Raw genomic sequence first — 13,989 nt, forward strand, 5'->3', positions numbered from 1 at the left:
GACGGATGAGCGAAGTAGCATCCGAATCACGCACCAACGCCGCCGAATATACGGTGAGCGAGATTTCCGGCGCGCTGAAGCGCACGGTCGAGGACGTTTTCGGCAATGTGCGGGTGCGTGGCGAGATATCAGGCTATCGCGGGCCGCATTCCTCAGGTCATGCCTATTTCGCGCTGAAGGACGACCGCGCGCGGCTCGACGCCGTGGTGTGGAAAGGCACGATGAGCCGGCTGAAGTTCCGTCCCGAAGAGGGCATGGAGGTGATCGCCACCGGCAAGCTCACCACCTATCCCGGCAAATCCAACTACCAGATCGTCATCGACAATCTGGAGCCGGCTGGCGCCGGCGCCCTGATGGCGCTGCTGGAGGAGCGCAAGCGGCGGCTGCAGGCCGAGGGGCTGTTCGACACCGGTCGCAAGCGGCTGCTGCCGTTCATGCCGTGCGTCATCGGCGTCGTCACCTCGCCGACAGGGTCCGTCATCCGCGACATCATCCACCGCATCAAGGACCGCTTTCCGCTGCATGTCCTGGTCTGGCCGGTGCGCGTGCAAGGCGAGACGTCAGGCGCGGAAGTGACTGCCGCGGTCAACGGCTTCAACGCGCTGGCATGGGATGGCGCCATCCAGCGGCCCGATCTGTTGATCGTTGCGCGTGGCGGCGGCAGCCTCGAAGACCTCTGGGGGTTCAACGACGAGGCGCTCGCCCGCGCGGTTGCCGCTTCCGGCATTCCGGTGATCTCGGCTGTCGGCCACGAGACCGATTGGACGCTGATCGACCTCGTTGCCGACGTGCGAGCGCCGACACCGACAGGCGCGGCCGAAATCGCCGTGCCGGTGAAGGCCGACCTCGAAGCAACGCTTGCCAGCCTCGGTGCGCGGCTGAAAGCGGCGGTGCTGCGCAATTTCGAGCGCAAGCGGCAGGCCGCCCGTGCCGCCGCCCGGGCTCTGCCCTCGCCCGATCAATTGCTGGCGCTGCCGCGCCGGCGCCTCGATGAGGCGACATCCAGGCTGGGCCGGGGCCTGTTGGTCTCCACCGAACGCAAGCGTGCAAGGTTTTTTGCCGTGAAACTGACACCGGCAATGCTGTCGCAGCGCATTGCAGAGGCCCGGCGCACCAACGAACGCAATCTTTTGCGAGCACAAGGGGCACTGCGTGCGATGGCAAGAGCCCGGCGTGCGGAGCTTAACCGGGCGGCGGATCAATTGCCAAAATGTGCCAGGGCATCGCTGCAGCGGCACAAGCAGCAACTGGCCATGCTGCAAGGCCGCATCACGATCGAGCCGACGGCACGGCGGCAACGCGTGCAGAGGGATTTGCTGACAGCTTTGACAAGACGCGGCACGCAAGCAGTGGTGCTCAGGCTGGAGCGCCTGCGCGGCCGCATCGTCCAGGCCGACAGGTTGATGGCGTCGCTGTCGCACAAGGCCGTCCTGGCCCGCGGCTTTGCGCTGGTGAGAGATGCGGATGGCACCGTCGTCAAGCAGGCTGCCGACGTGGCGTCGGGAATGGCGCTTTCGCTCGAGTTCGCCGACGGGACCGCCGATGCGGTGGCAATCAGCGGCACGGCAAAACCGAAAGCCGTGGCCAAGCCGGCGGCCAAGGCCAAAGAGCCTGGCAATCAGGGATCCCTATTCTGACACCATGACCGACAATCCGCATCATCTGGCAACGCCCTCAGGCAAACCGCGCGCGCGAAATTTCGGCATCGGCTTCGACGGACGGCCTGGACCGTTCAACGCGATCACCGATGTGCCCGGCGTCGCGGTCGGCTATGCGACGCTGATCTCGGGCGATGGCGCGCTTGTCGTCGGCAAGGGACCGGTGCGCACCGGCGTGACCGCGATCCTGCCCAGGCCGCTTGCCGACCTCGCCAACCCGGTCTTCGCCGGGATCTTCAGCCAGAACGGAAACGGCGAACTGACCGGCTCGCACATCGTCGAGGAAACCGGCGCTTTCAACTTCCCGATCACCATCACCAACACGCATTCCTGCGGTGTTTCCCGCGACGGCACGCTGCGCTGGATGCAAAGCGTGCTGCCGGCGGCGCTCGACAGCGGCTGGGGACTGCCGGTGGCGGCGGAGACCTATGACGGCTTCCTCAACGACATCAACGGCCACCATTTGACGTCGGAGCATGTTGCGCAGGCCCTCGACGGTGCCGCCGGCGGACCGATCGAGGAAGGCAGCGTCGGCGGCGGCACCGGCATGATCACCTTCGGCTTCAAGGCCGGCTCCGGCACGGCATCGCGCATCGTCGAATGGCACGGCCGTGCCTATACGGTCGGCGCCTTCGTGCAGTCCAATTTTGGCAAACGGCGCAATATAACCATTCGCGGCCTGCGCGCCGGGCCGCAACTCGTCGAACCGGCTGTCCGCGAAGGCACACCGCGCGCCGAAAAGGGTTCGATCATCGCCGTCATCGCCACCGACGCACCGTTCCTGCCGCATCAGATGAAGCGGCTGGCCCGACGGGTGCCGCTTGGCGTCGCCATGACCGGAGGCTTCGGGTATCACAGTTCAGGCGACATTTTCATCGCCTTCTCGACCGCCAATGCGAGCGCCGCGCGGGCGCCATCCGGCCGCATCGCCAGTGCCGATTTTATTCCCGATACCGACATCGATCCGTTTTTCGATGCGGTGATCCAGACCGTAGAGGAAGCAATCCTCAACGCGCTGGTTGCCAATGACGATATGACCGGACGGGACGGGAATTTCGTGCCGGCGCTGCCGAAGACGTGGCTGAAGGAGACCTTTGGCTGAAGACAAAAACGCGGGCCAGAAGCCCGCGCTGCAACAATGTCGCCGCTATGCGATCATTCGGCGGCTTTGATCATTCCGCGGCTTTTCTGGGGGCCTGCTGGCTTTCTTCGGCCTCGGCCGCTTCCTCAAGCCGGGATGCGATAAGTTCCTGGATATCGCCGACTTCTTCCTGGATATCCTCCAGCGGAATGCCGACCTCGGCCGCCTCGGCGGCGCACTCCTTGGCCAAGGTTTCGGCCTGCTTGTCGATCCTTGCCTGGGAGGATTGGCAATGGACCTTTTCGCCGATCCATCCCCGCAAGAATTCGATGGCGTGTTCGCTCATACTGCTGTTCCCTGGCGGCAAAGCCGGTTGGTAATCATAAACGTCGACATCCCGCAAAGGATGCATGTCCCCATTCCAGCCGAGTCGCGGTCAGCCGGCAAGCCAATGCCGTCCAAGGTCCACAGAGCCATAGGAAATCGAGGGGTCAAGGGCATTTTCTGATTCTGGAGGGGTCGGTACCGTTGGCTGGGTCACACCCAGCGCTGCGCCACTGTTTCTATTTGCTTTTTTCCGGTTTCCGAGCCGATTTCCGTCACAATAGATGGCGCAAAACACTACACATTCACAGTTGCTTCGAGGTGCTGCCCTCGGGCGCGCGGGTCGAAGCCGCCGCTATATAGTGACATCCTCCTGCAATGTCGACTCCGCCCGCTATCCTGCTTCTTTCCGCCGCGCCGAAGGGCTCCGCGACGGACGCAGAACAAGTGACGATGGACCCGAACCGGGTGGAGCAGGCCCCGGCGGAGCCGCTCAGACGTGCACAGCCACCACCGCCGCGCAGTCGCCGGCCTTAACCAGCCCGGGGAAATGCCGGGCCGCAAGCATGCCCGACATTTTTGCCCGGATCTCCTGCGGAGCGACGCCGGTGCGGCCGGTGGAATGAATGCGCGCCAGCACCGAGCCTTCTTTGACGGGCTCACCGAGATCGACCATGGTTTCGATCATGCCGTCGTCTTCGGCGAACGAGAAACAATCGCCCGACGGCATGTCGAGCCACTGGGTTCGAGTCTTCTCGACCGCACCATCTACAATGCCGGCATGACGCAGCACGTTGAGAATGCCGCGCCTCGCGATCCGCACGGTTTGCGCGCGCGACGTGCCGCCGCCGCCAAGTTCGGTGCTGACGAAGACCTTGCCCATCTCCTCGGCTGCCGTGTCGTACATGCCAACGGCGTCGATCTCGATCATGCGCATCGAGAACGGAGCGGCAAAGGCCGCGACCGCGTCAAAGGCTTTCTGTTCCAGCGCCTTGTCGGGCAAAGTGTGCGCCGCGCAGAACGGCACGAAGTCCAGCGTCTTGCCGCCGGAGTGGAAGTCGAACACGATGTCGGCGCGAGGCAGCAGCTCACGTTGAAAGTAATCGGCGATCTTTTCGGTCACCGTTCCGTCCGGCCGGCCGGGAAAGCTGCGGTTCATGTTGCCCTTGTCGATCGGCGAGGTGCGCGTGCCGGCGCGGAAGGCCGGATAGTTCATTGCCGGCACGATGATCACCGTGCCGCTGACTTGCCTGGGATCGAGGGTCCTGGCGAGATCGTAGAGGGCCAGCGGCCCCTCATATTCGTCGCCATGGTTGGCGCCGGACAGCAGAGCTGCCGGTCCGTTGCCGTTGCGGATGACGCAGATCGGGATCATCACCGAGCCCCACGCGGAATCGTCGCGGCTGTAGGGCAAGCGCAGGAAGCCGTGCTGGACGCCGTCGCGGTCGAAATCGACGGTCGGCGCGACCGGTGATGAGCGTAGATTCGACATCGGGCTCAATCCTTCACCACCAGCTTACGCGGCACATTGGCCAGGCACTCCACACCGGTTTCGGTGATCAGGATGGACTCGGTGATCTCCAGTCCCATCGTTTCCAGCCACAGGCCGGTCATGAAATGGAAGGTCATGCCGGGCTTGAGTTCGGTGCGGTCGCCGGGACGCAAGCTCATCGTGCGCTCGCCCCAGTCCGGCGGATAGGACAGTCCGATCGAATAGCCGGTGCGGTTGTCCTTGACGATGCCATACTTCTTCAGCACGGCGAAGAAGGCGTTGGCGATGTCCTCACAGGCGTTGCCGGGTTTGGCCGCGGCCAGCCCCGCTTCCATGCCTTCCAGCGTCGCCTTCTCGGCATCGAGGAATTCCTGCGTCGGCTTGCCGAGGAAGACGGTGCGCGACAGCGGGCAGTGATAGCGGTTGTAGCAGCCGGCGATCTCGAAGAAGGTGCCCTCGTCCCGCTTCATCGGTCTGTCGTCCCAAGTCAGATGCGGCGCCGAGGCATCGGCACCCGACGGCAGCAGCGGCACGATCGCCGGATAGTCGCCGCCGATGCCGTCGACGCCGCGCGTGCCGGCATCATAGATTTCGGCAACGAGATCGCATTTGCGCATGCCGACCTCGATCTTGTCGAAGATGCGCTGGTGCATCGCCTCGACGATGCGAGCCGCCTTGCGCATATAGTCGATCTCGGTCGAGCTCTTCACCGCGCGCTGCCAGTTGACCAGCGCGGTGGCATCGACAAAGCGGGCATTGGGCAAATGCTTCTGCAGCGATGCGAAGGCGGCGGCCGAGAACCAGTAATTGTCCATCTCAACGCCGACTGTCAGCTTGCCCCAGCCGCGATCCGCAAGCACGCTGGCCAAAAAATCCATCGGGTGGCGCTCGGTCGACTGCACATAGTGATCGGCATAGCCGACGATGTTGTCATGCGCGAGATAGGCAGTGCGCTTGGCACCGTTGGCGTCCTGGCCACGGCCGTACCAGACCGGCTCGCCCGATGGCGGCACGATAACCGCCTGATGCACGTAGAACGACCAGCCGTCATAGCCGGTCAGCCAGGCCATGTTGGACGGGTCGCTGATAACAAGAAGATCGACGCCCTTCACCTCCATGGCTTTGCGTGTCTTGGCGAGGCGATCCGCATATTCGCCGCGCGAGAATCTCAGGTTCGGTTGCATTGTTCTTGGTCCTCGTTTGTTGGGCCTTGAGCCTGTTTCAACTTCGTTGAAACCGGCCCGTCGTTCTTGTTTGGGCGTGATCTTTCGGAAAACCGGTTCCCATTTTTCCGGATCACGCCTTGGCCAGCATCAGCTTTCGAAAATGGCCCCGGAACCGGCCACCCGCGCCCGATCGCGGGCGAACGTAGCTATCGCCGTATCCTGAACGCCGGTGCCGGTCAGATCGGCGATGGTGATGTCGCTGGCCGAGCGCCGACCATGCCGTTTACCGGCGATGATCTGGCCAAGTTCGGTCACCTCTTCCTCAGCGGCCATCACGCCCGCCGCGATGGCGTGATGCAGCTCACCCAGCCGCCGCGTCTGACGGGCGCTGTCGGCGACATAGAGATCGGCCATGCGCAGGATTGCCGGCGCGATCTCGTTCTTGTGCTCGGCGTCGGAGCCCATCGCCGTGATGTGCTGGCCGGCGGAAACGAAACCCGCCTTGATCAGCGGCTCGGTCGAAGGCGTGGTGGTGACGATGATGTCGGCGCCGACAACTGCGTTTGCCGCGTCGGGCTCGGCATGCACGAGAATGCCGAGCTTTTCGCGCAGGGCTCCGGCGGTTGCCTCGGCCTTTGCCACATCGCGCGCCCAGATGCGCGCCTCGGAAATCGGCCGCACCAGCATCAGGGCTTCCAATTGCAACCCGGCCTGGACGCCGGCGCCGAAGATCGCGGCAACTGACGAGTCCTGCCGCGACAGATGTTTGGCGGCGACGGCGCCGGCAGCAGCGGTTCGGATATCCGTGAGATAGCCGTTGTCGAGCAGCAGTGCTTCGACCAGCCCGGTTTTGGACGACAGCAGCACCATCATGCCGTTGACGCTGGGCAGGCCGAGCTTCGGATTGTCGAAGAAGCCGGGGCTGATCTTGATGGCGAAACCGTCGATATCAGGCACGTAGGCGGTCTTCACGTCGACCTCGCCGCGATGCTCGGGAATGTCGAGCCGCAGGATCGGCGGCATCGCCACCGGCAGGGTGGCAAGCGCACGGAAGGCGTTTTCGACGCAGGCGACTGCATCGAGATCGAGTGTCACGATCGCGCGCAATTCTTGCTCGGTGAGGATCGTCATCCGGCTCATGCGGCGTGCTCCTTGAGCGATGGCGCCTCGCCGCAGACGATCCTGCGGTGCGCGTCCATATCGATGTTGCGGCCGGAGAGAAGCACGACCACCGGCCCGTCCGACCTGACCTTGCCGGCGAGCAGCGCGGCGATGCCGACCGCGCCGGCGCCCTCGACGATTTCGCGTTCGCGCGCATAGGCGTGACGGATGCCGGCGGCGATCTCGTCCTCGCTAAGCAGGACGATATCATCGAGCAGGTCGCGGCACATGGCGAAGGTCAGCCGGTTGTCGAGGCCGATGCCGCCGCTGAGCGAATCCGCCAGCGTCGGCAATTCTTCCACCAGCACCGGGCGGCCGGCATCGAGGCTGGCCTTCATCGCCGCGCCACGAGCCATCGAGACACCGATGATCTTTGTGCCGGGGCTGACGCCTTTGATGGCCGCGGCAACGCCTGAGGCGAGCCCGCCACCCGACAACTGCACCAGGACGAGGGCAGCATCCGGAGCCTGTTCGATCATCTCAAGCCCGAGCGTGCCTTGCCCGGCGACAATGTCGGGATGGTCGAAGGGCGGCAGCATAACCAGCCCCTCTTGCGCCACCAGCCGATCGACCTCCTGCTGGGCATCGTCCTGACTGTTGCCGATAATGCGAACCTCCGCGCCCAGCCGGCGGATCTCGGCGAGCTTGTTTTCAGGCACCAGCCGCGACATGCAGATCACCGCGCGCATGCCCTCAAGCTTCGCCGCATGCGCCAGCGCGCGGCCGTGGTTGCCGGTCGAGGCCGCGACCACGCCACGCGTCTTCTCCGCGGTGCTGAGCGAAGCGACGGCATTCGAGGCGCCGCGCAGCTTGAAGCTGCCGGTGGTCTGCCGGTGTTCGAGCTTGAGGTGGACGGGGACGCCCAGCCCTTCGGAAAGAGTTTGGGACAGCACGGTCGGCGTGCGCTCGACCTTGCCGGCAATGCGCTCACGCGCGGCGCGAATGTGCTCAAGAGTGACCTGTGTCATGATCATCAATCAGGCGGCAAATGGCTGCGTCATCAGACGGCCGAATTCGGGATGCGGCGTGTCATCTCCGCACAGCCGCAGACAATTCCAGGCGGTCGCCTGGTTGCTGGTCACCACGGGACGTCCAATAGTTTTTTCCATGCCGGTGACCGCGAGGGCGCTACGCAGCGCCGTGCAGGAGACGAACAGCGCATCGGCGCTGGCGTCGGTCGCCTCACGCGCCAGTTCGACGAGGGCCGCCGGTGCGATGCGCGCCATCTCGCGGTCGTCCTCGAAACCGAGGCAGGTGAAGCTGGCGATCTCGAAGCCGTGCGCCGCGAAATAGGCGGCCATCGGCCTGGATGTCTCGACCGTGTAGGGAGTGAGGATGCTGATCTTGCTTGCGCCCAGCGCACGCAGCCCGCGCACGCCCGCCATCGGCGGGGTGATTACCGGCACGCCGGGCTTTGCGACCTGGATCGCCGCGTCGATCTCGGCATCGCCGATCACCACCGAGGCCGAAGTGCAGGAATAGCAGACGGCATCGAGTGGCTCATCCGGCAGGATCAGGGCCGCGCCCGCCGTCAGCGCCGGCTGCATCTTGCGCAGGTTTTCGGGCGTCGTCGGGTTGGCATAGGGAATGCGCGCGACATAGACGCCGACGCGTTCGCTCGCCACCATGCGGCGGAAATCCGGTTCGCTGGTGTGGTCGGTGGCCAGGATGATCAGGCCGATGCGCCGCTCCAGCGGACGCGCATCCAGTGCCGGCCGTTTCGGATACACCTTGATCTCGGGCAAGGGTTTCATCGGTTACCTCTCGATCTTGCCGTAGCGGCGTTCCAGCCAGCGCAGCAACACGACCGAAAACAGACTGATGACCAGGAAGAAAGCACCGACCAGGGTGATCGGCTCGATATAGCGATAGTAGGTGTTGGCGACGCTTTTGGCCTGGTTCATCAGTTCCAGCACGGTGATCGCCGACAGCAGCGGCGTTTCCTTGAACATGGCGATAAAGTAATTGGCGAGCGCCGGAATCATCGGTGGGATAGCCTGCGGAACGATGATGTGGGTCCAGGTCTGACTGGCGCTCAAATTGCACGCCTTGGCGGCCTCCCATTGGCCGCGCGGCACATTGTCGATGCCGGCCCGATAGACCTCGGCCGTATAGGTGCCGTAATGCAGCCCGAGCCCGATGACACCGGCGACCAGCGGCGGCAGCAGGATGCCGATGTCGGGCAGCACGTAGAAGATGAAATAGAGCTGCACCAGCAGCGGCGTGCCGCGGATGAATTCAGCCGCCCAGCCGACCGTGCGCGACAACGCCTTGTTGGGCGAGCGGCGCGCCAGCGCAATGCCCAGCCCGACGATCGCCGCCAGCACCGAGCCGAGCAGTGTCGCCAGGATGGTGATCTTCACCCCCTGGATCAGCGTCGGCATGATTTCCCAGACGAAATTCCAATCCCATTCCATCAGTAGGCCCAATTTATCAGAAGGGAGTTGGCCATCAGGCACGCACCCCATCGAGGCCGCGCGCCATGCGTCGTTCCAGCGAGCGCACGCCCCACGAGATGAGCAGGGCGAGGATGAAATAGATGATCAGGATGGTGGTGAACGGCACCAGGGTGTTGCCGGTCTGGGCGCGCACCACCTGCGCCTGGAAGGTCAGGTCGGTGAGCGAGATCAGCGACACCACGGCGGTCGCCTTGAGCAATTCGATGGCGTTGTTGCCAAAGGTCGGCAGCATCACCAGCAGCGCCTGTGGCAGGATGATGTGGCGCATGCCTTGCCAGCGGCCGAGATTGAGCGCTGTGCAGGCCTCATACTGTTCGCGGCCGATCGACTGGATGGCACCGCGCACCACTTCGGCGGCGTAGGCGCCGACATTGAGGCCGAGCGCCAGCACGCCGGCCTGCAACGGGGTCAGCGAAATGCCGATGAAGGGCAGCACGAAATAGGCCCAGAACAACTGCACGAAGATCGAGGTGCCGCGGAAGAACTCGATGTAGGCGGTGGCCAACCAACGCAGCGCAAAGAAGCGCGACACGCGCCCCATGCCGGCGAGGAAGGCCATGATCAGCGCCAGCACCGACCCCATCAGCGTCAGCTCGATGGTGACAAGCGCTCCCTGCAATATCAGGCCGAAATAGCCGGACCACTGGGTCATTCGGTTTCCAACGTTGGGTTTAGCATCTTCTCCCCGTTTACGGGGAGAAGATGCCGGCAGGCAGATGAGGGGCGGCGCGAACTTGCGAAGGTTTGGCGCCGCCCCTCATCCGTCACTTCGTGACACCTTCTCCCCGTTGAACGGGGAGAAGGAAGGATCACTTCGCCGCGCAGAGCTTGTCGCGGCTGGTCGACATCGCGGCTGCCGCCGAGAAGCCGTAGGGCTCGATGATCTTGGCGAACTCGCCCGATTTCTTCATCTTGGCCAGTTCCACATCGAAGGCGTCGCGCAGTGCCTCGTCGCCCTTCTTGAAAGCGGCGCCGTCGCAATAGACCGGTGCGCCCTGCACCGGAGCGATGACTTCGAGGTTCGGATCGTTGGCCTTCTTGACCAGATCATTGATCGACAGGACGGGCAGCGAATAAGCGTCGATGCGGCCATCCTGGAGCATCTTCACGCCACTCTGGCCATCCGGCACGACGATGACGCGATCGCGTGGCACGCCGGCATTGAGCGCGAGCTTCTCCTCGGTGCCGCCGCCCGGCGCGCCGATGGTCGCAGTCGTATCCTTGGCGACATCCTCATAGCTCTTGAAACCCTTTGGATTGCCTTTCTTCACCAGCATCGCCTCGGCGTCGCACAGCACGGGTTCCGAATAGGCGACCGCAGCACAGCGCTCCGGCTTCATGAACAGGCCGGCGGTGACGACATCGAAGCGACCGGCCTGCAGGCCGGGGATCATGGCGCCATATTCGGAGATCGAAGCGGCAACGTCGGCGACGCCGAGCCGCTTGAATATCTCGCGGGCCACATCAGGCGCGGCACCCGAAACCTTGCCGTCGGCGGCGACCGCCGTATAGGGCGGCTCGTTGGCGATGGCGAGGCGGGCGAAACCTTGCGCCTTGAGCTGCTCGAGCTTGCTGTCATCGGCCGAACCGGGGATCGAGGCGGCCAGCACCGCCGTCAGTGCAAGACCGGCAACGCCGGCCAGAATGCCAAGTTTGTTCATTGTTCCCAACTCCTTGTTTCTTGTCTTGCTTTGTTGCATGGCGGCCCTCGCCGCCTCGGGACGACTTCGTCGCCCTGGGCATTGCGGTCAGACCCGATGTCCGGCCGCGATGATCTTCTTCAGGAAACCTTGCGTGCGCTCCTGCTTGGGATTGCGGAAAATCTCGTCCGGTTTGCCTTCTTCGACGATCCTGCCGCGATCGAAGAACAGCACCCGGTCGGCGAAATCATGGGCAAAGCCCATCTCGTGGGTGACCAGCAGCATGGTCATGTCGGTCTCGGCGGCGAGCTTGCGCATGACGTTCATCACCTCCTCGACCAGCTCTGGATCGAGCGCCGACGTCACCTCGTCGAACAGCATGATCTTCGGCGACAGCGCCAGCGCCCGAGCGATCGCCACGCGTTGCTTCTGCCCACCGGACAGCTGCGCCGGCATGTTCTTGGCCTTGTCGGCCATGCCGACCATTTCGAGCAGTTCCATCGCCCGCCTTTCGGCGGCGGCACGCGGCGTGCCCTTGGTCAGCATCGGCGCCAGCGTGACATTGTCCATGACGCACTTGTGCGGAAACAGGTTGAACAGCTGGAACACCATGCCGATCTTCTGGCGCATCCTTGTCAGATGCCGCTCATCGGCGGGCAACAGCTGGCCATTGCGCTCCATGTGATAGAGCTGCTCGCCGTCGATCTGGATATGGCCGCCATCGATGCGCTCCAGCGTCATCAGGATGCGCAGGATCGTTGTCTTGCCCGAACCCGACGGGCCGATCAGTGCCAGCTTCTCGCCGGGCATGACTTGCATCGACAGGCCGTCCAGCACCTTGAAGCTGCCGAAGCTTTTCGAGATGCTGTCGATCTTGATGATGGGCGCTGGTGCGGACAAATGTATTTCCCCGTGCTGGAGAAGCCTATGCCCCTTAACGATGCGGAACGCGCCAAATCATGTCAATTGGGAAAATAATATCATGACAATTATTCTGATTCCGCACAATTTCCGGGCAAACCGGACCTAGATTGCGAGCAGCAGATGCTCCGGATCGCCAAGCAGCAGCTTGGTGACAACGCCGAGGCCGGCGCGCAGTTCCCCCTCGGTGGTCGAACCCAGCGAGATACGCACCGCCGGATGCCAGGGCGCACCCGAAATACGGAAGGATGTTCCGGGCGCGATAGCCACGCCTTGCAGGCGGGCCTGGGCGACAAAGCTTTCCTCGGCACGGTCCGCGGGCAGTTGAAGCCAGACATGCAGCCCGTCTCGCCGGGCGCGATAGTCGACCCCCGCCAGCACCTGCGCTGCAATATCCTGCCGGCGCCGCAAAGCCGCGCGCTGCCAGTGGACAAGCTCCATCGCCGTGCCGTCGGTCACCCATTTGGTGGCGATCTCGGCCACCAGCGGCGTCGCCATCCAGTTCGAAACCAGATGCCGGTTGGCGACGGCGGCGACGTAGCGGTCGGGTGCGGCCAGATAGCCGATGCGCAGGCCGGGCACGGTGATCTTGGTGAAGGAGGTGACGTAGAGCGTGCGCTCCGGCGCGAACGCGGCAACCGGCGGCGGCCGGTCTTCGACCAGCGGACCCAGCACATCGTTCTCGATGATGGCGATATCATGCTTGCGCGCGACCGCCGCGATCTCTTCTCGCCGCCGCGCATCCATCAGCGTCACCGTCGGATTGATGACCGAGGGCTGAACGAAGACCGCGCGGATGTCGGAAAGCCGGCAGGCCTCGTCCAGCGCTTCCGGAATCAGGCCGTTGTCGTCGATCGGCAGGCCTTCCAGGTTGAAGCCGAGATAGCGTGCCAACGGCACCAGCGTATGGTGGCCGATCGCCTCCGTGGCGACCGTAGAGCCCGGCGGCGCGACGCTCATCAGCGCCACTGTCATGCCGGCGGTGGCGCCGTTGGTCAGGCTGACGTTCTGCGGCGATGCATCGAGGCCGCACAGTCTCAACCATTCGACGGCGACGGCGCGGTGGCGGGGAAACACCATGTTGGGCCGGAACGAAAGTGCTGAACTCGACGGCAGGTTCTCAGCCAGCCATCCCAGTGCCTGCTTCAGCCGCTCAAGATGCATCGGCTCGCAGACCGGTTTCAGGATCGAAAGGTCGATGACTTCACCGAGCCGCTCCGGCAGATAGGGCGGCTCGGGCTCGCGGCGCTGCGTCTGGACGAAGCTGCCGCGGCCGATCTCGCCCGAAATCAGGCCGCGCCGGATCAGTTCCTCATAGGCGCGGCTAACCGTCTGCACCGAAAGCTTGAGGTCGTCGGCCAGCCTGCGATGGGTCGGCAACCGCGCGCCATTGGCAAGGCGTCCGTCATGGATGGCGCGCGCGAACTGGTCGGCCAGCGACTGATAGGCCGGCCGCCGGATAAGCGCGGGATCGGGTTGCCACAATGTCATGACTTATTAGAGATCGAAATCAGTGCAATTGACAATCGAAATAATGCGCCGTCATGGTATTCGGACGAAAAAGTGAGCCCTGATGACATCAGCGAAACTCGACCCGATCGACCTGAAAATCCTCGACGCCATCCAGCGCGACGGGCGCATCACCAAGCTGGCGCTGGCCGAGCAGGTCGGCCTGTCTCCGACGCCGTGCTGGATGCGGTTGCGCAAGCTGGAAAAGGCCGGCATCGTCTCGGGCTATCACGCCAGGATCGCCATGCGCGTCGTGGCACCCGTTGCCACCGTGCTGATGGAGGTGACGCTGGCAAACCACCGCCAGGCCGATTTCGACCGCTTCGAGCGCGTTATACGCGATGTTCCCGAGATCGTCGCCTGCTGGTCTGTCGGCGGCGGCGTCGACTATCTGTTGAAGGTAATGGCGCGCGACATCGACGCCTATCAGCGGCTGGTCGATGGCTTGCTGGACCGCGAGATCGGCATCGATCGTTACTTCACCTACATCGTCATCAAGACCGTGAAGGACGAGGTGGCGCTGCCCCTCGCAGAGCTTTTGCCGGCGTCGTCATAGGAGCGGAGAGATTCTCTCGCCG

14 protein-coding genes are annotated in these 13,989 nt (G+C 63.9%); 3 read left to right on the top strand and 11 right to left on the bottom strand.

Going from position 1 to position 13,989, the window contains the following annotated elements; all coding sequences use genetic code 11:
- The first annotated feature begins 5 nt into the window (after nucleotides 1–5).
- Both xseA and RPF88_RS17120 read left to right on the top strand, forming a co-directional pair.
- A complete protein-coding gene (gene xseA, locus RPF88_RS17115; protein WP_063170124.1) occupies nucleotides 6–1,637 on the top strand; it encodes an exodeoxyribonuclease VII large subunit in 1,632 nt (543 codons plus the stop codon).
- A 4-nt stretch (nucleotides 1,638–1,641) separates the two neighbouring features.
- On the top strand, nucleotides 1,642–2,760 hold the full coding sequence (locus RPF88_RS17120; RefSeq protein WP_063170123.1) for a DmpA family aminopeptidase: 1,119 nt from the start codon (nucleotides 1,642–1,644) through the stop codon (nucleotides 2,758–2,760).
- Nucleotides 2,761–2,830: 70 nt separating this feature from the next.
- Here RPF88_RS17120 and RPF88_RS17125 read toward each other — a convergent pair whose 3' ends face one another.
- From RPF88_RS17125 to ehuR, 11 genes are all read right to left on the bottom strand, one after another.
- Complete coding sequence (locus tag RPF88_RS17125) at nucleotides 2,831–3,085, bottom strand: DUF768 domain-containing protein (RefSeq protein ID WP_013530335.1); 255 nt, start codon at nucleotides 3,083–3,085, stop codon at nucleotides 2,831–2,833.
- Between the two features lie 471 nt (nucleotides 3,086–3,556).
- Nucleotides 3,557–4,555, bottom strand: a complete 999-nt coding sequence (gene doeB / locus RPF88_RS17130; protein WP_024502317.1) for a N(2)-acetyl-L-2,4-diaminobutanoate deacetylase DoeB — start codon at nucleotides 4,553–4,555, stop codon at nucleotides 3,557–3,559.
- A gap of 5 nt (nucleotides 4,556–4,560) precedes the next feature.
- Nucleotides 4,561–5,739 (bottom strand): ectoine hydrolase DoeA, encoded by a 1,179-nt coding sequence (gene doeA, locus RPF88_RS17135; protein WP_063170122.1) that lies wholly within the window; start codon nucleotides 5,737–5,739, stop codon nucleotides 4,561–4,563.
- 129 nt (nucleotides 5,740–5,868) lie between these two features.
- On the bottom strand, nucleotides 5,869–6,861 hold the full coding sequence (gene eutC, locus RPF88_RS17140; RefSeq protein ID WP_064994649.1) for an ectoine utilization protein EutC: 993 nt from the start codon (nucleotides 6,859–6,861) through the stop codon (nucleotides 5,869–5,871).
- Nucleotides 6,858–7,850, bottom strand: coding sequence for a hydroxyectoine utilization dehydratase EutB (eutB, locus tag RPF88_RS17145; protein ID WP_337122688.1), 993 nt, complete (start codon nucleotides 7,848–7,850; stop codon nucleotides 6,858–6,860). Before eutB ends, eutC begins: the two co-directional genes overlap by 4 nt.
- Nucleotides 7,851–7,859: 9 nt before the next feature.
- On the bottom strand, nucleotides 7,860–8,636 hold the full coding sequence (eutA, locus tag RPF88_RS17150; protein ID WP_337122689.1) for an ectoine utilization protein EutA: 777 nt from the start codon (nucleotides 8,634–8,636) through the stop codon (nucleotides 7,860–7,862).
- A gap of 3 nt (nucleotides 8,637–8,639) precedes the next feature.
- On the bottom strand, nucleotides 8,640–9,299 hold the full coding sequence (gene ehuD, locus RPF88_RS17155; protein ID WP_024502312.1) for an ectoine/hydroxyectoine ABC transporter permease subunit EhuD: 660 nt from the start codon (nucleotides 9,297–9,299) through the stop codon (nucleotides 8,640–8,642).
- A 34-nt stretch (nucleotides 9,300–9,333) separates the two neighbouring features.
- Nucleotides 9,334–9,993 (bottom strand): ectoine/hydroxyectoine ABC transporter permease subunit EhuC, encoded by a 660-nt coding sequence (ehuC, locus tag RPF88_RS17160; protein WP_013530328.1) that lies wholly within the window; start codon nucleotides 9,991–9,993, stop codon nucleotides 9,334–9,336.
- Between the two features lie 157 nt (nucleotides 9,994–10,150).
- Nucleotides 10,151–11,002, bottom strand: coding sequence for an ectoine/hydroxyectoine ABC transporter substrate-binding protein EhuB (gene ehuB, locus RPF88_RS17165; RefSeq protein WP_013530327.1), 852 nt, complete (start codon nucleotides 11,000–11,002; stop codon nucleotides 10,151–10,153).
- A gap of 87 nt (nucleotides 11,003–11,089) precedes the next feature.
- A complete protein-coding gene (ehuA, locus tag RPF88_RS17170; protein ID WP_024502311.1) occupies nucleotides 11,090–11,881 on the bottom strand; it encodes an ectoine/hydroxyectoine ABC transporter ATP-binding protein EhuA in 792 nt (263 codons plus the stop codon).
- A 126-nt stretch (nucleotides 11,882–12,007) separates the two neighbouring features.
- On the bottom strand, nucleotides 12,008–13,393 hold the full coding sequence (gene ehuR / locus RPF88_RS17175) for a MocR-like ectoine utilization transcription factor EhuR (protein WP_024502310.1): 1,386 nt from the start codon (nucleotides 13,391–13,393) through the stop codon (nucleotides 12,008–12,010).
- Nucleotides 13,394–13,475: 82 nt separating this feature from the next.
- On the opposite strand from ehuR, the gene RPF88_RS17180 reads away from it, so the two are divergent.
- Nucleotides 13,476–13,967: an Lrp/AsnC family transcriptional regulator gene (locus tag RPF88_RS17180; protein WP_127367341.1), complete on the top strand. Its 492-nt coding sequence runs from the start codon at nucleotides 13,476–13,478 to the stop codon at nucleotides 13,965–13,967.
- Nucleotides 13,968–13,989 lie beyond the last annotated feature (22 nt).

The organism is Mesorhizobium sp. ISC11 (genome assembly GCF_037162595.1).
Classification (GTDB): Bacteria; Pseudomonadota; Alphaproteobacteria; order Rhizobiales; family Rhizobiaceae; genus Mesorhizobium; species Mesorhizobium ciceri.

Bases quoted from the DNA above. Each gene is read 5' to 3' on its own strand.
- xseA (WP_063170124.1), top strand. From the start codon at position 6: ATGAGCGAAGTAGCATCCGAATCACGCACCAACGCCGCCGAATATACG.
- RPF88_RS17120 (WP_063170123.1), top strand. From the start codon at position 1,642: ATGACCGACAATCCGCATCATCTGGCAACGCCCTCAGGCAAACCGCGC.
- RPF88_RS17125 (WP_013530335.1), bottom strand. From the start codon at position 3,085: ATGAGCGAACACGCCATCGAATTCTTGCGGGGATGGATCGGCGAAAAG.
- doeB (WP_024502317.1), bottom strand. From the start codon at position 4,555: ATGTCGAATCTACGCTCATCACCGGTCGCGCCGACCGTCGATTTCGAC.
- doeA (WP_063170122.1), bottom strand. From the start codon at position 5,739: ATGCAACCGAACCTGAGATTCTCGCGCGGCGAATATGCGGATCGCCTC.
- eutC (WP_064994649.1), bottom strand. From the start codon at position 6,861: ATGAGCCGGATGACGATCCTCACCGAGCAAGAATTGCGCGCGATCGTG.
- eutB (WP_337122688.1), bottom strand. From the start codon at position 7,850: ATGACACAGGTCACTCTTGAGCACATTCGCGCCGCGCGTGAGCGCATT.
- eutA (WP_337122689.1), bottom strand. From the start codon at position 8,636: ATGAAACCCTTGCCCGAGATCAAGGTGTATCCGAAACGGCCGGCACTG.
- ehuD (WP_024502312.1), bottom strand. From the start codon at position 9,299: ATGGAATGGGATTGGAATTTCGTCTGGGAAATCATGCCGACGCTGATC.
- ehuC (WP_013530328.1), bottom strand. From the start codon at position 9,993: ATGACCCAGTGGTCCGGCTATTTCGGCCTGATATTGCAGGGAGCGCTT.
- ehuB (WP_013530327.1), bottom strand. From the start codon at position 11,002: ATGAACAAACTTGGCATTCTGGCCGGCGTTGCCGGTCTTGCACTGACG.
- ehuR (WP_024502310.1), bottom strand. From the start codon at position 13,393: ATGACATTGTGGCAACCCGATCCCGCGCTTATCCGGCGGCCGGCCTAT.
- RPF88_RS17180 (WP_127367341.1), top strand. From the start codon at position 13,476: ATGACATCAGCGAAACTCGACCCGATCGACCTGAAAATCCTCGACGCC.